We start from the raw sequence: 25,527 nt of genomic DNA, 5'->3' as shown, positions 1-25,527 counted from the left end.
ATGATAAGTTTTCCCTATGGATAATTTAACTCTCAAACAGCTGCGATATTTTGATGCGCTGGTCCAACAACGTCACTTTGGACGGGCTGCCGAGGTATGTGCAATTTCTCAACCTGCCCTGTCGATGCAGATCAAAGAAATGGAAGCTGCCCTTGGATCAGCCTTGTTTGAGCGCACACCCCGCAATCTTGGTCTGACGCCATTCGGTGAAACCGTTGTTGAACGTGCCCGCGATATTTTACGCTCTGTCGATGAGTTGACGGACTTGGCGCGCTCACAACAAAGCAAGCTAAGTGGCAAACTACGCCTTGGCGTGATCCCGACAATTGCGCCCTATCTTTTGCCCAAAGTTATCGGTGCACTAACCCAAAGATATGACGGCCTCGACATCCACATACGTGAAACGATGACCCCGAAGTTGCTGCAAGAACTAGCAGACGGCAAAATTGATGCGGCTTTGTTAGCCCTGCCCGTGGGCGAAACCAGCTTTGCCGAGGTGCCGCTTTTTGAAGAAAACTTTGTGCTTGTCCGCCCCGCTGCTGATGCGCAGTTACCCCCACCAGATGCAAAAGGGCTGGCGGCGATGCGGCTTTTACTTTTGGAGGAAGGGCACTGTTTTCGCGACCAGGCATTATCGTTCTGCACAGGCCCATCTGTTCGCCCTTGGGAGGGTCTAGACGGCACGTCTTTGTCAACTTTGGTGCAGATGGTTGGTGCGGGCATCGGCGTCACATTGATCCCGCAGATGGCCGTTGAGGTAGAGACCCGTTCAGCACCCGTGGCGATTTCGGCGCTTGATGGTGCGCAACCCTCACGGCAAATCGGAATGATCTGGCGCAAAACCAGCCCGCTGGCAGAACGGCTAAATGACGTGGCCCACTTGGTACAGCAGGCCGCATCATACTTAGCACAGCCGTAAAGACGTCTCTACTTCGAGTACTTCGCAACTGCCTCGCGGGCACGCCCTAGCAATTCAGCACCGTCAATACCAATGCTGTTCACTTCGCTCACCCAGCGATCCGCCACCTGCTGAAACGGAGCATCAAAGGCCGCCGTATTTTTCGCCGACAAGGCGCTTACGGTTGCGCCAGCCGCGCGGGCGCGCTCTTTGCCCAGTGGCTCCATCTCATTCCATGCAGCACCCATAGCCTCTGACAAAACGCGGCCCGACACTTCATCAACGATCGCCTGAAGATCAGGGGGCAAAGATGCATAACTGTTCTTGTTCATCGCAAAAAGGAAGGTGGACGTGCCAAATCGTGCACCACCATCCAACTCAACCGAAGCCGTCGTTAGGTCGGCAAGTTTGAGCGGGATCGCCACCTCAAAAGGCACAAGCCCTGCATCAACTGTCTTTTTGGCAAGCGCTTGCGGCAGCGCAGGAACAGGCATGCCCACAGGCTCTGCGCCCAAAGCCTCAAGCATCCACGCGCCCGTCCGCGAAGGGCTTCTAATCTTGAGGCCCTCAAAATCTTGCAGCTCTGTTACATTACCCGATGCAAGATGAAGCGCGTTTCCGGCGTGTACGTGCACAAGAAGCGGATGGATGTCATCAAAGTCAGCAGCCAGATCAGGCATCATGTCTTGAATAGCGCGGTTAGTCGCCAAAGCATCGCCGCCATGTACGTTGGGCAGTTCAAAAACCTCTACGCGAGGAAAGACACCAGGGGTGTATCCGGGCAGCGTCCACACGACATCTGCAACACCATCGCGAACTTGACCGTAAAGCTCTGACGGCTTGCCACCCAATGACATGGACGGAAATACTTCGAACGCCATCCGCCCACCTGATGCCTCCTCGATGGCAGCAACCCATGGCTCGATCAAACGGGTCTGCGTGATGGCTTTAGGGCTTAAGAAATGGTGCACCGAAAAGGTAAATTCCTGCGCAACAGCCGCTGAGGACATGCATATCCCTAAAGCCACCCCAACAATTTTGACACGTAGTGATTTGAACGAGAACATGCGGTTTTCCTTACTTTTGCGCGGCACCCACGGCTTTTCGCCGTGAGCACACATAGAACCTTAAGGAGAAGCATAGCGCACCACCCCCAAAGAAACATCCGCAAAAACGGCATTATAGCCGCGCAATCAGAAGTCAGAACCTCAAAGAGACGCATAAAAGCACCCCGCGCAATGGCGGAGTGCCAAGAAGCTAGGCTTTGCGTGCACCGAACAATGTGCGCGCCTCAAAGCCCTTCAACTGTGTCCGCGCAGACATGAACGCACCTGCACCTGTCACTTCCAATTCAGGTAAAAGCATATCGAGTTCTGCGCGCTGCTCACTTGGCATGCCATTCATCGAATAATCACCCGGCTGGAAGCTTTCCGACCATACACCATCTGCCAGAACAACCTCGTGGCGCTCAAACATAAAGTGCACATAGGTCAGGCTGGACGTGGCCATTTGCGCCACACCGTCAATGGCAGTCATGTGCTTGGCCGCAACAAGTGCCTCACTCTCGTGCAAGTACATTTGCAGCTTGGGATCCGTCACCAGCATCCGGTGGTTAGGCGACACCATCATGTCACGTTCAGGCACCCCTTCACCAAGCGAATTTGCCTTGATCAAGATCGGTTGGATCTTCGGGCTTGCCGCCAGCTCTTGTGCCGTCAAAGCCCGTTGACCGGTCCATGCGATTGGCTGGAAACCATTGTCCCGCGTAAGGATCAGATCATCTTGGGTCAGTGTTTCAACCGGTTTCTGACCCTGAGCTGTGGCAACCAGAGTACCGGGCGTAAAGCACATAATGTTCTCAATCTCTGAGAATGTGATTGTGCCCGTGACAGAACCGCCAGGTGCGTCAAGCAACTGAATGACACCACTTTCGCTTTCGCCAGTAGCAGGATCAAATGTAGGATCAGCCGCATCATAAAGGACGTTAAACGGCGTATCAGGACCAACTTCGATGGTATCGTCGTCCGTGCCGCCTTCGCCGCCGGTAATGACATCACCACTTGAAAGCCCCGAGAACGTATCCGCGTCGTCGCCGCCCGATAGCGTGTCTGCACCACCACCACCGATCAGCGTATCATCGCCGCCACCAGCTTCGGCATTAACACCGCCAGACGTCACCGCAGATGCGTCGATCACATCGTCTTGGTCCGTGGTGATGATGTTTTCGATTTCGAAGAACGTGGCAACATCGCCAGTGGTATCATCCGTAACAGTGCCAGCTTCACTAGCACTGAAATCAACATTTACGCCGCTTGTGGTCAGGCCAGATGCATCGAGAGCATCCCCGTTGGTTTGATTGAAACCCCCGGCAGTGATAGTGTCGTTGCCAAAGCTATCGCTAAGCAAAATCAGATCGTCGCCAAGGCCAGTCTCGATCAGATCAGCGCCAGCGCCGCCATCGATAACGTCTGCACCACTACCAGTCTCGATAGAGTCATCACCTGAGCCGCCTGTAATTGTTGTATCCGCGAACATCGATATTAGGCCCTGATCCGCCTCACTCGCCGATGCATCGATTGTGACGTCACCTACGGTTTGCGCATTAATGACTTCGATTTCACTGAATGTCGCAGCATTATCACCGTTAGAAGTTGTGAATGTGCCCTGTTCATCACCATCAAAGATAAATGTGACGCCCTTGCCCGTATTAGAAAAATTTGACAGGCCCAAAGTGTCTCCGGCGATCTCACCCGCGACTGCACTCGGAATTTCAGCACCTTCCCCACCGACAATTGTGTGACTCCCGATTGCACCGTAGGAATCCGCATCTACAATGAAAAATCGGTCATTTCCGTCACCACCATCAAGTACATCGCTCCCTCCGGATGTAGCGAAAAGATCATTACCAGCTTCGCCAAAATACGTGTCGCTTCGCGCATCACCACTAACAGTCGTGTTCCGATCAGAGCCATCACCACCAAAGAATGTGTAACTGCCGCCTAAAGTATTTGAACCGACAACATCGTTCCCATCTCCACCAAAGTAAGTGTCATCGCCACCTTGGTGAACAAAACGATCATTACCAGCCTCACCAAAAGCAGTATCGTTGCCCTGCCCTGCGAAAATAGTGTCATCACCAGCACCCGCTTCGATGATGTCGTCATTAGAGCCAACATTTCCGACCACAGCGTCGTTGTTGTCGACAAGATCCCCGTCTGGATCACCAGTATATGTCGCAAATACATTGCTACCAAAGGTTAACGGCCCAGCAACAATCACATCATCGCCATCCGTACCGCTCACCGTACCATCGGGAACCGGTGGGATCCCGATAGCGATAAGCTCATCGACATCATCGACCAAGTCAGGTGTGACGCCAGTAAGGGTTACGCTTTCGCCGTTCGGGAAAGTGAGGATTGCATCGCCAGTACCGTCACCGTTGGTGTCGGTTACGACCACGTCATCTGTCGTGACCGGATCGCCGTCAGCATTGGTCAATCCAGTTACATCAAATGTATCATTTGACGTCAGAGAGCCATCAGGATTAACCGTCGGGGTCTCGAAGCCGGACAAGACGTCATCGCCGAAATCATCCGTCAGAACGACAACATCATTATCCTCATCTGCGGCACCAAGCTCGATCATGTCATCTCCGTCACCGCCGGTGATCGTGTCAGCACCATCTCCTGCATCAACATTGATACCCACAGTGGCCGCAAATGCGTCAATGATATCGTCTTGGTCCGTGGTGGTGATGTTTTCAATGTTAACAAACGTAGCGACATCGCCAGTTGTGTTATCAGTGAGCGTACCGTCTTCATCAGCAGTCAGGTTGACGGTGACGCCGCCCGCGGTGATGCCAGACGCATCAAGCGTATCACCCGCCGTTTCAGCAACTTCACCACCGTCGATCGTGTCATCACCAAAATCATCTGTCAGTTGAATGACCGTATCAAGAGCAAAGCCATCGATAACATCATCACCCTGACCACCATCGACAGTCGTCTCGCCAATGGTACGGATTGTATCGTTCCCTGAGCCGCCCGTAACCGTAGCACCGACCAAAGCGCTCACTTCAAGGTTCTGATCGACGTCACTTTGTGAGGCGTCAATCACCACATTAGAGCCGCTCACAGCGATACCTTCGATCTCGGCAAAGTCGGTGGTTGATGTGCCCACTGTCGAGGAAATTTGACCGGACTCGTCACCATCAAAAATGACACTTAGGGTTTCTCCTGCGCCACCATCTGTGACCGACATGGTATCCCCATCGGTTTCGCCGTCAGCCCCACCATCGATTACATCTGTATCACCGTCGGCTAGAATTCCTCCAACGTTTAGATTGAATTGATCATCGCCATCACCGCCGAAGAACGCATCATCACCGGCACCGCCTCGGAATGTATCATCTCCCGCGCCGCCAGACGCGGTGTCATCACCGACGCCCGCATCAATAACGTCATTGCCCTCGCCACCGAAGATGGTGTCTGACCCTTCGCCAGAGCGAACAGTATCATCACCAGCGCCCGCATCGATGATATCATCATTCGAGCCTACGTTGCCGAGAACTGCGTCGTTGCTATCAACCTGGTCGCCTTCGGGATCACCGGTGTAATCAGCGTCGATCAGATCATCACCACTGGTGCCCGAAACCGTGCCATCAGGGGCTGGCGTAAAGAGAACCGTTTCAATGTTGGTGAATGTCAGTGTTCCCGTAACAACGCCGCCGGTTGCGACGAAAGTGACGGTGCCAGCCTCAGGATTATTAGGGTCATAAGTGACAATCGCCGGACCTGCGCCGCGCACATCAAGGGTGTCATTGTCGTCGCCAGCCTCGCCGCCATCGACCACATCACCAGGCCCCGCGATGATTGTGTCGCGGTCCGCGCCACCCTCAAGTGTGTCATTGCCAGCGCCACCAACGAGGGTGTCATCACCCGCATCCCCCGACAGCACATCATCGCCGTCGCCACCGTCGATATTATCATCACCCTCACCACCAGAAACGCTGTCATCACCAGCACCCGCATCAACTGTGTCGTCGCCGCCCAGCGCAGAAATCACGTCATCGTTCGGGGAGGCATTTGGATCAATCGCGTCTTGTCCGTCGACGATATCACCTTCGGGATCATCAGCGTAATCCGTATCAATTACGTCATCGCCAGCGGTACCTGTCACCGTGCCATCAAGCGCCGGCGCAGCTGTTGACCAAATCCGCACGTCATCAATGGCACCGTCAAAGTACTCGCCCAAGTTATCAGCAGCGTTGTCACCAGAATAAATCTGGCTCGCCCCGATTGTCCAAGGCTCGTTAAAGTTTGGCCCCATATCAAGGGTCAGTGCGTCCGTGATATCTTCACTGTATTCTGTGTTGTCGGTTAGGTTCTGAACGATCAAACGACCATCTTCGCCTTGGTCGTCCCACTGATAAAACACCCGAACGTCGTCACCGGTGGCAAAGAAGCCCGAACCCGTTTCGTAGAAAAAGTTCTGGCTATCCGTCTGGTGGCGCACAACAAGGTTGCCGCTTGAGGTGACGTTGATCGTCAGATGCCCACCGTCATCAAAATTGCCACTGTCACGTGAAATCAGCGTATCTGGCGATTGGCCAACATGGGCCGCCTGATTGAACGTCAGTGAGACAGCACCCTGACCAATCTGAAAATTCTCATCAGCCGCAATCAAGACAGCGTCATTAGTGCCATCAAGGTCAAGCGCGCCATCAAGTGTATTGGCGCTGCCAAGGTTCGTCCCTGTTTGTGCAACCCCGTCAAAATCAGTGGCGGTGTCAGTATATGTACGGCTTGCGATCGGATCTGAGAGATTGTTCTCCGTGAATAGATACTCTGCGATGATATCTGCATCCACGAGCGTCGTGATAGGATCAATGAGTTCCACTTCAGGCTCGGGCGGATTGGCCACATCATAAATAGCGACATAATCGATGGTGCCCGCAAAGAACTGATCTGTTACACCGTCGGAAGCTTCGCCCGCCGCAATAGTGAAGCTTTCGTCGTCATTATCGCCAATCGCCATCGTCAGGTTTTCTGTAGCGTCGGTCAGCTGCACTTCAGTGCCGTCTGTCAGATTTTCAACTTCAAAAATGACGCCTGTGGCTGCATCCCAAGAATACGTAACGCGCACGTCATCACCGGGTGCGAAAAAACCGGCAGCAGTTTTCAAGCTGATCTTTGCAGCGCTGTCTTCGTGGTCAACCGCAACACGACCATCTTCGGTCACACTAATTTCAAAGAAGCCTTCGGTCGCGCGGTCGTCATACTCGCCGCGATTTACGATTGTGTCTGGAGATGTGCCGATGTGCGTCGACTGGTTGAACTGCGCAACGATTGTGCCTGCGCTGAGATCGAAGGCATTATCTGACGATCCAGCCGTGTCGACCGTGAATGCGTCCCCGTCGCCGTCCGTAACCAAGGCCCCATTTGCGACCGTAGCGTTGGCGTCAAAATCACCTGCCTGCGCAATACCGTCAGAAAGTCCCGTGTCCGCTGCGGGGTCATTGCTATTGAACTCCCAAAGCCCAATAAGATTCTCGACAGCGGTTAAAAAAGAACGGGCCATGTGACACTCCAAACTCGTAACTGGACCTGTCAAAACGCAGACAGATCGAAAAACGCCCCAAAACGCACACTGGGGCAGTGTTATTCATACATTCTGTATTTACCAATAGAAGGGAAAAACGGTCAAAGAGTGCCGATTGTGTGTTGCCGTTACGTAATTGACGCGTTCAGCCACCAACTGTTGCGAGCGCGGAAACAGTTGGAGCGCATTACCGCCAGAATACTGCGCAATACGGACGCTTTCCGCCGCACTACTTAAAATTTGATTCGTATTGTCAAAAGTCCCAAAGCGAACCTTTTCACTTTGGGACAAAAGACAGTGTTTACGCAGGAAGCGAGCCGTCCAGAACATATCGAAGAATTTCGACAATCTGATCTGGTGTTTCCGTGACAGCAAGTGCCGCTGCATCCACTTCTTTGAGTGCGTGTTGGTGATCAGCGCCGTGCATGACGATCAAGGACTTGCCCAAAGCGGCGGCATAGCCCGCATCGAAAGCGGCGTTCCACTGTTTGTACTTTTCGCCAAAACGCACCACGACAATATCCGCATCTGCAATACCTTTGCGCGTTCGGATCGCGTTGAGTTTTGCCCCTTTGTTGTCGTGCCAAAACTTGTTGGGCTCATCGCCCATAATCGCAACACCGCAATCATCACTTGCCGCATGATCAGTAACAGGCGCAGAAAACTCAACGTCTAGGCCGCTGGCACCTGCGATGATCTGATCGCGCCAGTCTGTGTGAATTTCGCCCGATAGATAAACTTTCAGCATTATGATCTCCTTGTTCTGTGCTACATCCCCACACACAAGCTTATCCGCTGGCATGGGTACTTACGGCGACAGCTAATGCATGAGGGCCTGAGTGCAAGACCGCCTAAGAAATGGATATTCGTAGAACGGCAGCACCGGCGATAATCACCCCCGCCGAGATTATTTTCACGCGGGTCACACTTTCTTTCAAAACAATAGTGCCGATCAAAAGTGCAAACACAATGGATGTCTCACGCAGCGCGGTCACCAATGCAATCGGTGCTTGGGTGAACGCCCAAATGACGAGACCATAAGCAAGAAAGGACGCAGTGCCACCGCCAAGCCCCATAACCATTGCACTCCGATCCGAGCGCAAAACGGCAAAGGTTTTTGGACGGACAAAGGCAGTCCAACACGTAAACAGCACCGCATTTCCAAGCGCGGCCCAACTCCAAAACCCAAGCGGTGAACCAGCGACCCGCGCGCCGATACCGTCCACCAAGGAATATGCTGCAATGAAGCCACCGGTTCCAAGCGACAAAACAACACCGCGCAAATCCCGCGTGCCATCAATACGCTTAGCAAAGGCTAAAAACACCACCCCAGACGTGATGAGTAAAACGCCTGACACCTCGAACACTGTGAATGAAAGCCCCAATACTGCGACCGACACAACCGTCACAATTAACGGCGCACTGCCCCGCGCAATTGGATACACCAACGTCAGATCAGCAAGGCGATAAGCTGTGATTAGAAACTGCTGATACCCTAAATGCAGAAAGATACCGCCAATCATCCATGGCAGCGCTTCGGTATTGAACGGGGGTGCCAGCAAAATCATAACAATGCAGATTGGAACGTGCCCCAAAACAACGCCAAGCATTGCAGTGTGTTTGTCCGCACTACCCTTGATCAACGAGTTCCACGCCGCATGCAGACAAGCCGCGAAGACCACCGCGAGAAAAACTGAGGTCGTCATTTAAGGTATTCCAATGCGATAGCTGCGTGGCACCAGCCTATCTAAGCGCTGTGGTGTAAGGCAAACGATATATGCCTTTTCAAGCCGGTTTGGCTAACCCCGAGTTGGCTGCGGGCTTACCAAAAGTAGCAGGCCGAATACACACATCGTCCCGCCAGACACGCGCTGAAAACTGGGCAGTTTGTTTTGAGCAAAGGAGGCCGCGAACCGTCCCAAGGCCGCATAGGTAAAGATCGCCACAGCCTCAAGCATGATAAACGCGCCCCCAAGCACCAAGTAGCTCAGCCAATACGCGTCCATCGAAACGAACTGCGGAAAGAATGCTGCAAAAATTAAGATGGCTTTGGGATTGCTGCTTGCGACCAAGCCTTCAGTTTTGAAAGCCTCTTTGAGACTAATTTCAGTAGCTGAAAGACCGGCTGCATCAACCTTATTCGAACTACGCCAAAGGGATATTCCCAACCAAATCAGATAGATCGCACCAATCACCTTAACAACATTAAACACCACAGCAGACGTGGTTAAAATAACACCCAAGCCCAAAGCGCTAATGGCTATCATCGGTACAAAAACAAATAGGCGCCCGAAGGCAGCTTTTTGAGCGAAGACAATTCCAGACTTCGCTCCGTGGGTCATAGAGAGCAGATTGTTAGGCCCAAATGCCAAATTCAACGCCAAACACGCAGGGATAAAAATAAGCCAATCAATCATTTTCGGTGCCAATGTTTTTTAGTGTTCTGACAGTTTTCATAACGCTCGATATTTTGTGCGCAATAGTGGTGATCTTGCAGAAACTGACGGCCCACCGCGCCCATAAAACCCGGAATGGCGAACACAACACGTAGGGATCAGTTGGTAGCGATGGCACTTAAGGTCAGCATGTGCTGATGAAATCGCACACCTTGATGACGATCAGCTCGCGGCTCAAAAGCACCTACGCGCTTACTTAGTTGCGGAAAGCCGTTGGCCGGACCGAAGAACTTTCAAAAATTTACTCAGAAAGTACTTTGAATGGGGGCGTAGCCATATGTATGTATGGCGCAGACCAACACGCCGTTCGGGTTGATCTGGTATTGTTAAACCGAGTTTTGTTTTTATTTTGATGGCGCTTCCAAACTTGATCTTCCCTCCGCTGCACAAGCTCATTCAGGAGCGGCTTCAAAACCAACTCCGGATACCTATCGGCTATCACCTTGTAATGCCGGCGGGTAATCTGTGCAGACTATTTGGTAGCGCCGGAGGCCAGTATGGACGCTAACCAAGACACACCACAGCGTTCTCAAAAACTTATTGTCGGGCTGTGCACACATAATCGGCCAAAGGAACTCACTGAATGTTTGGCATCCATCGCCCGTCTGCACATACCAGAAGGCTTTAAATTGCACTGCGTTGTGGTGGAGAACGGGCCCACTGCAGAAATCGCTCACGTGACTAAGGCTGCAAATCTACCGTTCAGAATAACCCATAAGCTTGAAAGTCGAATGGGCGTGGTCCATGCGCGCAACCGGCTTTTTGATATTGCGGAACACGAAAACGCCGACTGGCTCGCAATGGTCGATGATGATGAGACCGTCGATGAAAATTGGCTGACTGAATTCGTCTCGGCCATGCACAGCCTTCCCGATGTACGCTTTTTCTGCGGACCCTACGTTATTCTGCCGTCGAACAGCCTCTCTGCTTGGCGGCAGCCACCTGGTACAGACAAACGCCCTTTGGGTAGTCCTACACCTTTTGCGAAAACTGGTAATTTTCTCATTCACAAACGTCTATTCGACACTTCTTTAGGCGGGTTCCGTTTTGATACCATTTTCAACCATAGCGGCGGCGAGGACTACGACATTTCACGTCGCATCATCGCATCTGGTGAAAAGCTGATATTCGTTCCGACAGCAAAAATTTACGAGCCAATTGCAGATGAGCGGTCAGGTTTTTGGTATGGCCTAAAGCGTGTGTGGCGGGACCAGCATGTTGTGCAAAAGCACCTCTACCTAAGACTTTCGTTTTCTCAGGCGATCAGTAAAGACATAGCCGAGCTGCTACAAATTATAGTACAGATAGCGTTCAAGCCAGTGTATTTGACGCGCAACATTATGTTCTGCAGGCTGAATTCTGCGCGTTACACTCTTTAGGACTTTTTCACTCTCATTGCTCGAATGTGGGCGATCATTGGATACCCGCTGAGCGGCGAGATCAAGGCTTACGGGAAGCCCTCAAAAAACTCATAGTTTGCGCCAAAGCCGTTGCATTTCAGTTCGCGTTCGCCTGCGGTTCTAACCGGTAGCGACTATCTTGCGGCAAACTCACGCCCTCAGTACAGCCACCTGTAAATCCTTCATAAAGCTCGAGCGTCCTATCTCAGCCAAACTAACGGCTTCAGGTTTGCATCCATATAAGTCGCATATATGCTGCAGCAGGTCCCTGCATCCCAATCAAAAGGCGCATTATTTTGCTCACTGACTATTCGCTTCGCTTTGATCATATCGCAGTATCAGCCCGCACCCTTGAAGAAGGTGCAGCACATGTACGCGAATGTCTTGGAATAGAGATGCCCTCAGGGGGCCAACACGCGGCAATGGGCACACACAATTTACTGATGTCACTTGGACCGGACACGTTTCTAGAAGTTATCGCCACAGATCCCAGTGCAAGCCCGATCCAGCGCGCCCGCTGGTTTAATCTTGATAATTTCTCTGGGCCCGCCCGATTAGGCACATGGATCATCAACTCGAACCACTTGATGCAAAGCTGTGCCGACCTCCCTGTTGAACTAGGTCCAGCGACAAAGATTACTCGGGACGCGCTATCATGGCAGATGGCTGTGCGCGATGATGGCTCCATGCCATTTGACGGTGCGTTCCCGATGCTTATGCAATGGCCCGATGGTCCACACCCTGCAGCGCGAATGACTGATCTTGGCTGTCGACTGGAACAGATGACTGTCGTGCATCCTAAAGCCACAGAAATTCAGCAGATGTTGCAAGGTCAGTTAGACATGGCCGGCATTAACTTTGAAACGGGTGATACAATGTCAATCAAAGCTGAAATTAAAACGCCCAACGGGATCAAGGTCCTTACGTAAACGCAAGTGGTGACAAAAGCTTTAGAGGTTCGCTGATCTCGCCCCTCATAAGGTTTGGCGGCTAAAGGCAGTAAAACCGCGCCTCCAATCTCTTCGGCTGCGAATTTGGCCATCATAAGACGTAAACAACGCATATTGATAAGTTCTAGCATACCAAAAACCGCCCAAAGAACAGAATAGGACCAGGATTCTCTGCGCCGCCACAGGTTCTTTTGCGACAAATCGAACAATTCACACCTGAATTATTACAAACCCTTCCACCGCGCTGAAACATATCGCGGTGGTGTAACATTTCTTGTGAGCGCCGTTTTCATAGGCATAACGCCCGCAGGGTCTGCGCACACAAGAGGCGATCACGGTAGCGTGATGTTCGTTTCCGCACAGATCACCTGCTCGTGACAGGCCTATCATAACCCCAAAACAACCCTCATATACAACTCATCCGAGACAGGCACTGACGCCTCACTCGACACTCACAGGGCAATATAGCCCAAACAAACCAACGCCTTAGACAAGGCACCGAAAGGAATTATTAGGAAACTCGCAACTGTATTCACAGCTATCGCAATCGCCGCTTCCGCAACTGCAGCAGCTGCTGACCAACTCGCCAAATCCGCAGGCGTCAGCGCCGGTGTTTACGCAGACACAACATTGGTTAACATCATTAACGCCCGCCAAAACCAAGACGTGGCACAGCTGAACTTCTTCTTGGGCCAAACTCTCGATAGCGCCCGTGTCTCAAGCCGCGGCACATCGATTGATTTCGCATCGCTGATCGAAAATGCAGAGCAGGACAACGACACAGCACAAGTCGCATCGCTGAAATCACTCGAAAACGGTGACAACGCGCAGGGCGGCGTGGACTACGCGTTCTTGATCGAAAATGCAGAGCAAGACAACGACACAGCGCGCGTCGCATCACTGAAGTCACTCGCTAACTTCTAAGCCCCGCGCAACCTCTAGGATACCTCCCGGTCCCCAAGAAGGGCGTCTCGCGAAAGCGGGGCGCTCTTTTTTGGTGAGGGGGGGGGTGATGGAGCTAACGCTCGTTAAAGTGGTCATAGATTGTTTGCGCCATCGCCTCGGATATTCCGTCGACCGATTTCAAATCCGCAAGCGCGGCACGGCCAACAGCCTTGGCCGAGCCAAAATGCATCAACAATGCCTTTTTGCGCCGCGCACCAACGCCCGGCACATCATCCAGAGGTGTCCCGCCGATCGCTTTTGATCGCTTTGCCCGGTGGGTACCGATGGCAAAACGGTGCGCCTCATCACGCATACGTTGAACAAAATAAAGCACAGGATCGTTGTGGCGCAGCGCCATTACCTGTTTACCCGTGCGGTGGAATTCTTCTTTGCCCGCGTCCCGATCAAGACCCTTGGCAACACCTATCATCGGGATATCACCAACACCCATTTCTTCCATAATTTCGCGTACGGCACTGACTTGCCCCGCCCCACCATCGATTAAAAGAAGATCAGGCCAGTCGCCTTTACTCTTGTCAGGATCCTCTTTCAGCAACCGCTTAAAGCGGCGGCGAAGAACCTCTTTCATCATGCCAAAGTCATCGCCGGGGGTCAGATCATCACCGCGTATGTTAAACTTGCGGTAACTGTTCTTCATGAACCCTTCAGGTCCCGCAACGATCATACCACCTACCGCATGTGCGCCCTGAATGTGAGAGTTGTCGTAGACCTCAATGCGTTGCGGCTGCTTGGGCAACTCGAATGCCTCAGCCAACCCTTTCAACAACTTCAGTTGGCTGGCACTTTCCGCCATTTTCCGCGCAAGGCTTTCACGAGCATTGCGTGCAGCTCCAGCCAAAAGTTCCATCTTCTCGCCGCGTTGCGGAACAATGATCTCGACACGGCGTTCTGCCTTTTGGCTAAGCGCCTCAACCACAAGGTCTTCACTCTCTACGGCGTGAGACAGGATCACTTGCTTCGGCGGTTGTTTATCGGCGTAGAATTGCCCGACGAAAGCCTCCATCACTTCCGTGTGCGAAACATCTGCAGCAAGACGCGGATAGTAGTCGCGATTGCCCCAGTTCTGATTGGCCCTGATGAAGAACACTTGAACACAAGCCTGTCCGCCTTCCATGTGCAGCGCGATCACATCTGCCTCTGACACGCCGCGCGGATTAATCCCTTGGGAGGTCTGTACTTGCGTCATGGCCCGCAACCGATCGCGCAGTGCTGCGGCGCGTTCAAACTCCATAGCCTCTGCCGCATCTGCCATATCTTTGGCCAGCTTTTCTTGAAGACCCGTCGTTTTACCCGACAAGAAACGCTCTGCGTCTTTGACGCTGGCGGCGTAATCCTGCTCTGAGATTTTGCCAACGCATGGCGCACTGCATCGCTTGATCTGGTAGTTCAAACACGGCCGAGTACGCCCCTCGAATTGACTGTCAGAACAATCACGCAGCAAAAACACACGCTGTAACTGATTCAATGTTCTGTTGACCGCCCCAGCACTCGCAAATGGCCCATAATAGGCACCCTTAGTTTTCTTAGCGCCGCGATGTTTGCAAATTTGCGGAAACTCATGATCTTTACTCACCAGAATATTTGGAAAGCTTTTGTCATCACGCAGCAGCACATTGTACTTAGGCTTAAGCTGTTTGATCAGATTTTGTTCGAGAAGCAGCGCCTCTGTTTCTGTCTGAGTAGTCAGAAACATCATCGAGCGCGTTTCAGAAATCATACGCGCAATACGTCCAGAATGCCCTGAGGGCCGCGCATAATTGCTCACACGATTTTTAAGATGGCGGGCCTTACCCACGTAAAGCACCCGATTTTGCTCATCAAGCATCCTGTACACACCGGGCGAGCCATCAAGCGTGCGCAGATAATCGTGGATCAATTCATGTCCAATGAGGGGGGCTGCGTCGGTCATAAGTCAGGGTCTGCGATTCTGTATGTGGCTGCAATTGTGAATGGCTGTGCGCAAGAGAGAATAGATCCACGGATGCTGTGGATAAGTCGGTGAGTAAGATATTAGATTATGCGATTTCACCAATGTTTTTAGACATTTCCTTGATTTGCACAAAAATTAAGCACGAATGTAACTTATTGAAATAGCTCGATATTTAATTTCAAAATGGCAAATTATTGATTTTGTTAAAGTTTTTGTAACGGTTTGATAAAGTCCGCTGTGACCGGTGCACAACTTAAAAGAGAACTTGATCACTCGATCCCTTGGACATCCGGTGTTTGCCACCCCAAGTGCTGTGCACCGTCCACGCAAATAAGCTGTCCCGAGACAGCTGGCGCATCCAAAAAGTAACCCAGTGCGGCAGTTATATCAGACGTGTTAGCGCCGCGCCCAAGGACCGTATTTTTACGCTGACCGGCAAAATGCGCATCAGACTGCCTCGCTCCCTGAAGGGTAGGACCTGGCCCAATTGCGTTTACGCGCACATCTGGCGCAAGGCCCTGCGCAGCGGTCTGGGTGAGCGCCCAAAGTCCCATCTTCGCAATCGTGTAGCTTGAGAATTCTGGTGTCAGTTTACGAACACGCTGATCAATCATGTTCACAATCAAACTTTGAGCGATTGGCTCACCGTTGCTGTCCAACTGGCCTTTGGGCGCATGAGCCGCAACGGCTTGGCTTAGAACATATGGCGCGCGCAAATTACTCTCGATATGGCGATCCCAACTACTACGCGTCGCGGTTTGCAATGTATCGTATTCAAAAATAGACGCGTTGTTAACTAGGCACGTAATTGGCCCGCCCAGTGCAGACATCGCATTTGGAATAAGCGCTTGGGTATCGTTCTCGCTCAACAAATCAGCCTGCAGAGCAACCGCCTTACCCCCCATGCCTTCGATGATTCCAACGACGTCGCGTGCGTCTTGTGCAGACGAGGCGTAGTGCACAGCAACGCTGTATCCACGCTCTGCAAGATAGATTGCCATTGCGCGGCCCAGCCGTTTACCCGCGCCCGTGACCAATGCGTTCTTCATAAAATTCGTCCTTCCAGTGGGCGGTTAAACCAGCAACATCACCAGATAAGATACATAAAGCGCCGTCAGGATCGCGCCAGTGCCACGCATCATATTCCATTTGAAAAATACAAATGGGACCAAGACCAGCGACGCCGCCGCCATCACCCACAGATCAAACTTCAACACACCTTGATCGACCTCGATGGGACCGATGAAACTTGCGATGCCGATGATCGCCAACAAGTTAAACATGTTAGAGCCGATGACATTGCCAATCGCCACATCCGCTTGTTTGCGATACGCCGCAGCAACTGTGGTAGCCAGCTCAGGCAATGAGGTTCCTATGGCGATCAAGGTCAGGCCAATCACCGTTTCTGACACGCCAAAGCTGCGTGCGATGATAACCGAATTCTCAACCAAAAGGCTCGCGCCTAGAGGAAGCCCTATCAAACCGAAAAGCAAAAATGCGCTAATCTTCCACCATGCCATGTCGGGGTCTGCGCCCTCAGGCTCGTCCTCATCGACAATCTGCCCTGCAGCACGCGCACGTTTTGCATCAAAAAATTGATCCGCCAATATGGCAAAAAGAGCTGCCAGAAAGACCAAACCGTGCACCCATGTGATGGGACCAAAGAAGGCGCCAGCTATGAAAAGCGCGGTCGCCAAGATCATATAGACAAAGCTTTTGCGCGTGTCACAGCCCGCCGTATGCAGCCCCGCCAACAACGCAGGCACGCCCAAGACAAGCAACACATTGGCGGTGTTTGAGCCAACCACATTACCCATCGCGATACCGGGTGCTCCATCGATAATTGCCTCAACCGCAATCAACAATTCAGGAGCGGACGTACCAAAAGCAACAATCGTCAAGCTTACGATCAATGCAGGAATCCCAAGACGCAGCGCAAAGTTAACCGCGCCTTTCACCAGCGCATCACCCGCGATCAGCAGTAAGACCAAACCAGCAGCCGTGAGTAAAAGTGCCGTGGTCATTTACGTTTCGCTCCGCATGCACATGGGCCTTTGCCAATTCTGAATCGGCCGCAACTTTGGCACTTGGCGTTCGCTAGCGCTTGCTGACCGGGGTAACGCAGTTTGCCGAACATCGCCAAAACCACCATCGCGATCAGAAAGAGAGAGACGATTTTCATCAGCATGGCGCGCGCACTATAGGCCAAAGCGCGCAAATTGTGCCCGCTCTTCAATCTGATGCGCTAAACCGCCAACTGCAGACGCGCCAATCCGTGACAAAAGTGATTTACGCTGGCCATAAACGCGGAACTTCACTTTTTTGCCAAAGCGATCTTTCAGGGTCGGCACCAGATGCCCGACACCGTCCGCGAGACCGACGTCAACTGCACCTTGGCCAACCCAAATCTCACCAGTGAACAAATCACGCTCAACCAATTTATTGGCACGGCGGCTTCTAATTTGCTGTTTGAACGTCTCATGAAGCTGCTCAAGAATAACGTTAAGGCGGGCTACGTCTCCGGGGTTTTCAGGCTTGAACGGATCGTTCATCGATTTTGAGGTGCCAGCAGTGTAGACACGGCGCTCAATGCCGTAGCGCGCGATCAACTCACTCATACCAAAGCCCGCACTAATCACTCCGATTGAGCCTACCACCGATGTGGCATCAACAAAAATCTCGTCCGCAGCGGAGGCCAGCCAATAGCCACCGGACGCTGCAACATCTTCAACAAACGCAAAAACAGGGATCTCTTTTTCATCCGCAAGTCGACGAATGCGCGCCGCAATCAATGATGATTGCGCAGGGCTACCACCGGGTGAGTTAATCACAAGCGCAACCGCTTTTGGCTTCCCCTTGGCGAATGCTTTTTCAATCATGGCTGCCGCGCCTGCATCATTCAGGCCGCGACCACCACTTGCAATCATGCCGTTCAACCGAACAACAGAGACAACAGGTGCGGATTTTCTGAATGGGATAAAGCGCTTCATGAGCGTGATGTAGAGTGCGCGAGCACCTGCTACAAGTGCCCGCCCCCAAATCAAACTGTTCGGTTTAGGAGCGCAAACGATACCCCGTTTTGAAAATCCACCACACAATGCCAAGGCAAATCGCCGTAAACGCGCAAATCGCAAAAAGACTAACACCGATACTAACGTCAGAGGTCCCAAAGAAAGACCAGCGAAAGCCCGAGACCAGATACACAACAGGGTTGAACAGCGTGATCGTCTGCCAGACAGGAGGAAGCATTGTGATCGAGTAAAAGGTTCCCCCAAGAAAGCCCAGAGGCGTCAAAACCAAAAGTGGGATCAGTTGTAGTTGCTCAAAATTGCTAGCCCAAATCCCAATAATAAAGCCCAGCAGACTAAACGAAAGACAGGTTAAAATCAGAAATGCAAACATCGCCAGCGGATGCGCAATTTGCAGGTCAACAAACAGGTATGACGTCGCCAGAATGATCACGCCGATAATGAGTGACTTCACCGTGGCTGCGCCAACGTAGCCGATAACGATCTCAAAGAAATTGATTGGCGCAGAAAGAAGCTCATAAATCGTACCGACAAATTTTGGCAAATATATACCAAAGCTGGCGTTGCTGGCGGATTGGGTCATCACCGTTAGCATGATCAAGCCCGGCACGATGAACGCGCCGTAACTAACACCGTCAACATCTGTAATGCGGCTTCCAATTGCTGTGCCGAACACCACAAAGTACAGGGCCGTAGAAATGACAGGGGCCAGCAAAGACTGTGCAGCCGTGCGAAAAAAGCGCGCCATCTCAAAAAAGAAAATCGCTTTGATGCCATAAATGTTCATGCCGCGTCTCCTGCGTTTGCCGTGCGTGCGTCTTGGTCTGCGACAAGCCCAACAAAGATTTCCTCAAGGCTGGATTGTTTGGTCTGGATATCGCGAAGCACAAACCCTGCCGCCTGCAAATCACCAAGCAGCGTTGTAATGCCTGTACGCTCTGCGTTGATGTCATAAGTGTAGATCAGTGCGGCAAGATCATCCGTCACACTAAGATTATAATGACCAAGCGCCTCCGGCAGCTTGTCTGATGCCAAAGGTTCAGCCAGATCAATCTGCATCTGCTTTTGACCCAATTGCTGCATCAACTCAGCCTTGTCTTGCACCAACAAGATTTGCCCACCGTTGATAACACCGATGCGGTCAGCAACCTCCTCGGCTTCTTCAATGTAATGGGTGGTCAAAATAATCGTCACACCGCTTGCCTTCAGGTCCTGCACCACCGCCCACATATCTTTGCGCAGCTCCACATCGACACCGGCGGTCGGCTCATCAAGAAACAAAACACGCGGCTCATGAGCGAGTGCTTTTGCAATCAACACACGGCGCTTCATGCCACCTGACAGTTCACCAATTTTGGCGTTTCGTTTGTCCCACAAGCTCAGCTGACAAAGGATTTTTTCGATGTGCGCCTCGTCCGCGGGCTTACCAAAAAGACCACGGGAGAACCGCACAGTCGCGATCACTTTTTCAAAATGCTCAAGATTAAGCTCTTGCGGCACAAGCCCGATCATCGCCCGCGTTTTGCGGTATTCCGCGTTGATATCAAAGCCACCAACAGAAACGGTCCCAGAGGTGGGGTTTGTAATCCCGCAAATAGAGGAAATAAGCGTCGTCTTCCCCGCGCCGTTTGGGCCCAAAAGCGCAATAATCTCGCCTTCGTTAATCGTAAGGTTCACGCCCTTAAGCGCCTCAAAGCCGCTTTTATATCTTTTTACCAGTCCGCTTACTTCAATAATCGCGCCCATTTTGGCCCCCATACATTTGCGCGCACCTTACCCGAACCACGGTTGGGTGTAAGTCGCATATTTGCACATAGCCGTTGCACCCGAATTGCCCTTGCCTACGCGTGACACAGCACTCACATTTAGCGCGATATGATAAATCCTTCTTCCAACCACGCTCCAGACGACGTGCTTGCTGCTTTGGCGCGCAAGCCGCACAACGCGGTTCTTGCCGTCATCAGCGAAACAACCGGCCCGTCTTATCGCAACGCTGGCGCAATGATGGCGTTTTGGGCAGATGGGGCTCGCATTGGTGCGCTAAGTTCAGGCTGCATCGAAGATGATCTCGCCTTGCATGCGGCAGAGGTTTTGGCGACGGGCACACCTAAGGCGGTACGGTATGGCATTGGCTCACCGTTTATGGACATGGCGTTGCCCTGCGGGGGCGGGGTGGAAATTATGCTGTTTCCGCAGCCCTCAACCAAGGCGATTGAACGCGCCATGGCCTTGCGCAATGCTAGGAAGGGCGTTCACCTAACTTTTGATCGTGTTTCTGGCGAAATTAGCGCTTTGACTGAAAAGCCAGAGCGATCGACAGAGATGTTGCTGGTGCACATTGCACCTGACGTTATGTTCCACATCATTGGTACGGGCCCCGAAACCATTGCCCTAGCGAACCTGTGTCATGCCCTGCATTACCCTGTCGCGGTAGCCTCACCAGAACTCGAACGTATCAAACCACACCTAAGCCCGCCCATCGACGCCACACACATGAAGCACGCGGAGCTGCCCCACCATTGGAAAGTGGATGCGCGCACGGCAGTTGTGCTCTTGTTTCATGAACACAGTTGGGAGCCCCCGATCCTTGCGCATGCACTGGATAGTGACGCGTTCTACATCGGTGCGCTTGGCAGCTTGCAGACGCACCAAAACCGGCTGAAGCACCTATCTGAACTTGGTGTCAGCGGTCAAGCTGCCGCGCGGCTACGCTCTCCCATCGGGCTTATTCCTTCTGTCCGCGACCCGCGCAGCTTGGCGATCTCTGTGCTGTCCGACATTATCTCCATTGCCTAAAGCGGCCAAATTCGCTCAACTCTTGTAAAGACCAGCAACAGCTGAGGTGTAATGAGATGAGCGTACGGCCCCTTGATATTGATCCACGTCATTGTCTGATTGATGGCAGATGGCAGGCCTGCGAAAGCGGCCGAACGCTTGAGTTGAAGAACCCTTCCGATGGCACCATACTGTATGAGATTGCCAGAGGCAGCGCTCAGGACATCGACGCGGCGGTAGATGCAGCAAACCGTGCGCTTGATGGGCCGTGGAGCACTCTCACCGCTTTTGAGCGCGGGCGCATACTCGCAAAAATCGGACAGCTTGTTCTTGAGAATGCGGATGAGTTGGCACGCCTTGAGGCCCTTGATGTGGGCAAACCTCTCACACAGGCCAAGGCAGACGTAACAGCACTCGCACGCTATATGGAGTTCTACGGCGGTGCCGCGGATAAGGTGCATGGCACGACAATCCCGTATCTTGACGGATACACGGTTTACACATTGCGCGAGCCACACGGGGTGACAGGGCACATCATTCCATGGAACTACCCGATGCAAATCATTGGCCGGTCCGTTGGGGCCGCGCTGGCCATGGGAAATGCGGCCGTTTTGAAACCCGCAGAGGAAGCATGCCTGACAGCGCTTGCCTTTGGCGAATTGGCCCGACGTGCAGGCCTACCGGACGGCGTGCTGAACGTCGTGCCCGGCTTGGGTGCAGAGGCAGGCGCCGCGCTGAGCGCGCACAAATCCGTCAACCACATAAGCTTCACCGGTTCAGTTAACGTCGGCAAATTGATCCAACACTCCGCCGCAGAAAACGTGGTGCCCGTAACGCTCGAGTTGGGCGGAAAATCACCGCAGTTGGTTTTTGAAGATGCAAATATCAAGGCGGCCCTGCCATTCTTGGTTAACGCAGGAATCCAAAACGCAGGCCAAACATGCTCTGCATCATCGCGCATATTGGTACAGCGCAGCCGCTATGACGAAGTGCTGGACGCAATGGCTAAGCGTTATGCCGCATTGAAAGCAGGTCCCGCACTTGAGGATCACGATGTCGGGCCGCTGGTGTCATCACGACAAAAAGAGATCGTCGAAAGCTTTATTGCCAAAGGTCATGATCTGGAATGTGCCGCGCGTGGCAAGATCATCGACAGCGCGCCAGAAGGTGGGGCCTATGTAGCACCTGCTTTATTCGCCAAGGTCCCGTCAGATCACAGCTTGGCCCAAGACGAAATCTTTGGACCCGTCCAAGTTGTCATCCCATTTGATGATGAAGACGAAGCCATCGCAATTGCCAACGGGACAGATTTCGGGCTGGTCGCATCCGTTTGGTCTGAGAACGGCGCCCGCCAAATGCGCTTGGCAAAAAGGCTCAGAGCAGGACAAGTGTTTTTGAATAATTACGGCGCAGGCGGAGGCGTTGAATTGCCTTTCGGCGGCACGGGCCTTTCGGGGCACGGGCGCGAAAAGGGCTTTGAGGCGCTTTATGGTTTTTCAACGTTGAAAACAGTCGCGGCCCGCCACGGCTAAACCTTCGCACGAACAGGATTTACTCTCATGAGACTTGCAGGAAAAACGGCCATAGTAACCGGCGGCGCATCAGGTTTTGGCGCAGGGATCGTGCGCAAATTTGTAGCAGAGGGCGCGCGCGTCATGATCGCCGATTTAAACACAGACTTGGCGCAGGAAACCGCAAAACAAGTAGGTGGTAACGTGGAGGTCATCCACTGCAACGTGGCCGATGACGCGAGCGTTCGGGCAATGGTCGAGGCGGCTCAAACAGCCTTTGGTCAGATCGATATTTTGATCAACAACGCGGGCACCACACACCTGCCCGCCCCGATGGAAGATGTCACCGAGGAAGACTTCGACAAAGTCTTTGCCGTGAATTGTAAGTCCGTTTACCTGACTGCGAAATACGTCGTCCCCTTGATGAAGGCCCAAGGATCGGGCGCGATCCTAAACGTGGCTTCAACCGCAGGCGTCTCACCCCGCCCCCGCCTGAATTGGTACAACGCCTCGAAGGGGTGGATGAACAACGCCACAAAAGGAATGGCCGTCGAACTGGCCCCAAGCGGCGTGCGGGTAAATGCAATCAACCCTGTGGCAGGCGAAACGCCACTGCTGAAAACTTTCATGGGCGAAGACACCCCCGAGGTCCGCGCCAAGTTTCTGTCCACCATTCCATTGGGACGCTTTTCAAGCCCCGAAGATATGGGAAACGCGGCGTGCTACTTATGCTCGGACGAGGCGAGTATGGTAACAGGCGTATGCATGGAGGTAGACGGCGGGCGGTGCATTTAGGCATACGTGTCGCCGTGGGGATTGTGCCAAAGGCTTGCACTAAGCCCACAGAATCGTCACGCGATTGTGCTCTCTCAAATGTTCATTTCAGTTATCTTTAGTCTGAAGAAGCCCAAGTTTGTCCATTCAAATACTGAATGATAGCATCATAGTGCCTAGAATATTGAGTTTCCAAGGGTCAGATAACCGAAAATATATCAAAAATCGGTCCTACCTGTGTAGCCCAGCCAAACGCATAAGATCTTCCCACCCAATTCATTACCAATGGGTGGGTATTGATTATGATCTCATCCCTCGAGGAAAAGCCAGCTTCGAGATAAACCCACACCCTTTCACTGACATCTGATTGCCAGCTGCCAGTAAATTTAAACTTAGATCTGCCTACAGATACGGGAGCTCCGGTTTATTCCCTACATCAAATTCTTTAGTAATAACTATAATTGATGAGTTGACTGTGTATCGCTATGTCTACCGCAATAGTGGTAAATATTGGTAACATAATGAACCGCGAAAAAAAATTAATGAAACTCCGACGGGCTCTGGAAGTTGCGGAACAAGAGTTTGGACTAGATCGACTAAATGAGATTGAAAAAAGATTGTATTATGCTGCAGTAGAGTGCTGCAATACAGATGGTCTCTTTTCGTCAGACCAAATTCGGAAATCCGAGTGGTGCAAAGATATCCCACACGCAAGCTACCACCGGCTATTAGTACGCTTGACTGACGCCGGAGTGTTCGGAAAACAAAGTGGTAGGCAGCGCAACCGCTACGCTCTCAATAAGTTAGACCCATCGCTTAGGTAGCACATTTGCCCCCAAAAGCACAACTGCAGCGCCCAAAACATCACCCAAAATGAACCGTAAGCTAAGGTAAATATCCATAACAGTTAGATCGCTTGCATGAACCATTGTCTTGGCCCCCTAAAACTGTGCCACTATTTGTTGACTAAGGGAGTGACAGAGAATGGCACGGAAACGGTATTCACATGAGGATGCACTGAAGTTATTGCGCGAGATTGATGTTCATTTGCATGATGGGTTGGATGTTGTGGGCGCGTGTCGCAAGGCGGGTATTTCGGACAAGACCTATTACTATTGGCGCAAGAAGTTCGGTGGTCTAGGGCGACCGCAGCTCTCAGAAATGAAAGCACTGAAGAAGAAAATCGTTGCGGACCTCCAACTGGACAAGCTGATCTTGAAAGAGAGCCTCGATTATTTAAAGCCGAAGGCCTGACGGTTGATGGGTTGCGTCAGGCCGTAATCCATACCCGCCAAAGACTTGATACGTCAGAACGGCGCACATGTGCGGTTCTCGGCGTCTCGCGTTCTAGCTTGCATTACAAAACGAAGGTTCAAGGTGATGACGCATTGCGCTTGGCCATGATCCGCCTTGCCAAGCAGTATGGTCGGTACGGATATCGAAAGATCGCTGAGTTGCTGCGGATCGAAGGTTGGCACGTCAATCACAAGAAAGTTGAGCGTTTATGGCGCGAAGAAGGGCTGAAGCTGCCAGAGCGGCATAAGAAACGAAGGCGGCTGTATCACAAAGACAGTTCGGTCATCCGTTTGCGCCCAATGCATCCCAATCATGTTTGGGCAATTGATTTTGTTCACGACAAGCTGAGTAACGGGCGCAGCTACAAGATGCTGACCGTCTTAGATGAGTTTACCCGCCAAGCTCTTTGCGTTGAGGTGCAAGACAAGATGAACTCAGATGATGTTTTGCGTGTCATACATCGTTTGCTGATGAAATACGGAAAGCCTGAATGCATTCGATCTGACAATGGCGGGGAGTTCGTAGCTGAACACCTTCAAAAATGGCTCAGAAAGGTTGGCGTCAAACCAATCCAAATCTACCCAGGCAGTCCTTGGGAAAACGGTTACAATGAACGGTTCAACGGTATTCTTCGCCAAGAAGTCCTAAACGCTGAATGGTTCCACAGCATCAAACAGGCTCAGGTCGCAATCAATATTTGGCTCAAAGAATACAATCACATCAGGCCCCATCATGCACTCGGAATGCGACCTCCCATGCCAGAAACCTTATTAGAGAAATCCAAAATTAGTGGCACTGAAATTGGGGGCTAGACACACTTCATCCATGTATAGCAAAATGTGTAGCAGTGTTACGCCGTATAAATGAATAGACACTGAGACATTCATCAGAGAGCCAAAGTTTTATCTGCGAACGTCAATATTACCCATAAGCCCAATACTT

General features: G+C 52.1%; 21 protein-coding genes. 9 read left to right on the top strand and 12 right to left on the bottom strand.

Translation table 11 applies throughout. The features are described from left to right. Window positions 1-16: 16 nt before the first annotated feature. Complete coding sequence (locus tag OLX08_RS09650; protein WP_391481108.1) at window positions 17-919, top strand: hydrogen peroxide-inducible genes activator; 903 nt, start codon at window positions 17-19, stop codon at window positions 917-919. 8 nt (window positions 920-927) lie between these two features. On the opposite strand, the gene OLX08_RS09645 is transcribed toward OLX08_RS09650, so the two are convergent. The 5 genes from OLX08_RS09645 to OLX08_RS09625 form a co-directional block, all read right to left on the bottom strand. After that, entirely contained in the window at window positions 928-1,908 is a 981-nt protein-coding gene (locus OLX08_RS09645; protein ID WP_391481106.1) for a TRAP transporter substrate-binding protein, read from the bottom strand. Window positions 1,909-2,155: 247 nt separating this feature from the next. Next, a complete protein-coding gene (locus OLX08_RS09640) occupies window positions 2,156-7,477 on the bottom strand; it encodes a Hint domain-containing protein (protein WP_391481104.1) in 5,322 nt (1,773 codons plus the stop codon). 322 nt (window positions 7,478-7,799) lie between these two features. Next, window positions 7,800-8,246, bottom strand: coding sequence for a YtoQ family protein (locus OLX08_RS09635; RefSeq protein WP_341245737.1), 447 nt, complete (start codon window positions 8,244-8,246; stop codon window positions 7,800-7,802). 103 nt (window positions 8,247-8,349) lie between these two features. Continuing rightward, on the bottom strand, window positions 8,350-9,204 hold the full coding sequence (locus OLX08_RS09630; protein ID WP_391481102.1) for an EamA family transporter: 855 nt from the start codon (window positions 9,202-9,204) through the stop codon (window positions 8,350-8,352). A gap of 93 nt (window positions 9,205-9,297) precedes the next feature. Next, entirely contained in the window at window positions 9,298-9,915 is a 618-nt protein-coding gene (locus OLX08_RS09625) for a LysE family translocator (RefSeq protein ID WP_391481101.1), read from the bottom strand. A 536-nt stretch (window positions 9,916-10,451) separates the two neighbouring features. Here OLX08_RS09625 and OLX08_RS09620 point away from each other — a divergent pair. The 3 genes from OLX08_RS09620 to OLX08_RS09610 all read left to right on the top strand — a co-directional run bounded on the left by OLX08_RS09620 (window position 10,452) and on the right by OLX08_RS09610 (window position 13,228). Next, window positions 10,452-11,333: a glycosyltransferase gene (locus OLX08_RS09620; RefSeq protein WP_391481100.1), complete on the top strand. Its 882-nt coding sequence runs from the start codon at window positions 10,452-10,454 to the stop codon at window positions 11,331-11,333. A gap of 317 nt (window positions 11,334-11,650) precedes the next feature. After that, window positions 11,651-12,283 (top strand): VOC family protein, encoded by a 633-nt coding sequence (locus OLX08_RS09615; RefSeq protein WP_391481098.1) that lies wholly within the window; start codon window positions 11,651-11,653, stop codon window positions 12,281-12,283. A gap of 651 nt (window positions 12,284-12,934) precedes the next feature. Next, window positions 12,935-13,228: a hypothetical protein gene (locus tag OLX08_RS09610; RefSeq protein ID WP_391480479.1), complete on the top strand. Its 294-nt coding sequence runs from the start codon at window positions 12,935-12,937 to the stop codon at window positions 13,226-13,228. Between the two features lie 94 nt (window positions 13,229-13,322). Here the strand turns inward: OLX08_RS09610 and uvrC are convergent, their stop codons facing one another. The 6 genes from uvrC to OLX08_RS09580 form a co-directional block, all read right to left on the bottom strand. After that, complete coding sequence (gene uvrC / locus OLX08_RS09605) at window positions 13,323-15,179, bottom strand: excinuclease ABC subunit UvrC (protein WP_391481096.1); 1,857 nt, start codon at window positions 15,177-15,179, stop codon at window positions 13,323-13,325. A 290-nt stretch (window positions 15,180-15,469) separates the two neighbouring features. Beyond that, a complete protein-coding gene (locus tag OLX08_RS09600) occupies window positions 15,470-16,249 on the bottom strand; it encodes an SDR family oxidoreductase (protein WP_391481094.1) in 780 nt (259 codons plus the stop codon). 24 nt (window positions 16,250-16,273) lie between these two features. Continuing rightward, complete coding sequence (locus tag OLX08_RS09595) at window positions 16,274-17,224, bottom strand: calcium/sodium antiporter (RefSeq protein WP_391481093.1); 951 nt, start codon at window positions 17,222-17,224, stop codon at window positions 16,274-16,276. Between the two features lie 174 nt (window positions 17,225-17,398). Continuing rightward, complete coding sequence (locus OLX08_RS09590) at window positions 17,399-18,190, bottom strand: S49 family peptidase (protein ID WP_391481092.1); 792 nt, start codon at window positions 18,188-18,190, stop codon at window positions 17,399-17,401. A gap of 64 nt (window positions 18,191-18,254) precedes the next feature. Beyond that, the gene (locus tag OLX08_RS09585; protein ID WP_048599147.1) at window positions 18,255-19,016 is read right to left on the bottom strand and encodes an ABC transporter permease; all 762 of its coding nucleotides are present in this window, start codon (window positions 19,014-19,016) and stop codon (window positions 18,255-18,257) included. Further along, window positions 19,013-19,975, bottom strand: a complete 963-nt coding sequence (locus tag OLX08_RS09580; RefSeq protein ID WP_391481090.1) for an ABC transporter ATP-binding protein — start codon at window positions 19,973-19,975, stop codon at window positions 19,013-19,015. The genes OLX08_RS09585 and OLX08_RS09580 overlap by 4 nt, the downstream gene beginning before the upstream one ends. 129 nt (window positions 19,976-20,104) lie before the next feature. Between OLX08_RS09580 and OLX08_RS09575 the strand changes: the two genes are divergently transcribed. From OLX08_RS09575 to OLX08_RS09565, 3 genes are read left to right on the top strand one after another with little or no spacing between them, the layout of a single operon-like run. Beyond that, complete coding sequence (locus tag OLX08_RS09575; RefSeq protein WP_391481089.1) at window positions 20,105-21,025, top strand: XdhC family protein; 921 nt, start codon at window positions 20,105-20,107, stop codon at window positions 21,023-21,025. Window positions 21,026-21,081: 56 nt separating this feature from the next. Further along, complete coding sequence (locus OLX08_RS09570; protein ID WP_391481088.1) at window positions 21,082-22,536, top strand: aldehyde dehydrogenase family protein; 1,455 nt, start codon at window positions 21,082-21,084, stop codon at window positions 22,534-22,536. A gap of 27 nt (window positions 22,537-22,563) precedes the next feature. Beyond that, window positions 22,564-23,310 (top strand): SDR family oxidoreductase, encoded by a 747-nt coding sequence (locus tag OLX08_RS09565; protein ID WP_391481086.1) that lies wholly within the window; start codon window positions 22,564-22,566, stop codon window positions 23,308-23,310. A 782-nt stretch (window positions 23,311-24,092) separates the two neighbouring features. On the opposite strand, the gene OLX08_RS09560 is transcribed toward OLX08_RS09565, so the two are convergent. Next, a complete protein-coding gene (locus OLX08_RS09560; RefSeq protein ID WP_391481084.1) occupies window positions 24,093-24,218 on the bottom strand; it encodes a hypothetical protein in 126 nt (41 codons plus the stop codon). Window positions 24,219-24,273: 55 nt separating this feature from the next. Between OLX08_RS09560 and OLX08_RS09555 the strand changes: the two genes are divergently transcribed. Beyond that, window positions 24,274-24,543 carry a transposase gene (locus OLX08_RS09555; RefSeq protein WP_391481083.1) on the top strand — a complete coding sequence of 90 codons (270 nt, stop codon included), beginning with the start codon at window positions 24,274-24,276 and terminating at the stop codon, window positions 24,541-24,543. 11 nt (window positions 24,544-24,554) lie between these two features. After that, window positions 24,555-25,397, top strand: coding sequence for an IS3 family transposase (locus OLX08_RS09550; protein ID WP_391481081.1), 843 nt, complete (start codon window positions 24,555-24,557; stop codon window positions 25,395-25,397). Window positions 25,398-25,527: the final 130 nt, after the last annotated feature.

The sequence above is a fragment of the Nereida ignava genome (assembly GCF_047114695.1).
Lineage (GTDB): Bacteria > Pseudomonadota > Alphaproteobacteria > Rhodobacterales > Rhodobacteraceae > Nereida > Nereida ignava.
Note: the sequence above shows the minus strand (reverse complement) of the source record. Positions and strands in the feature narration are given on the sequence as shown.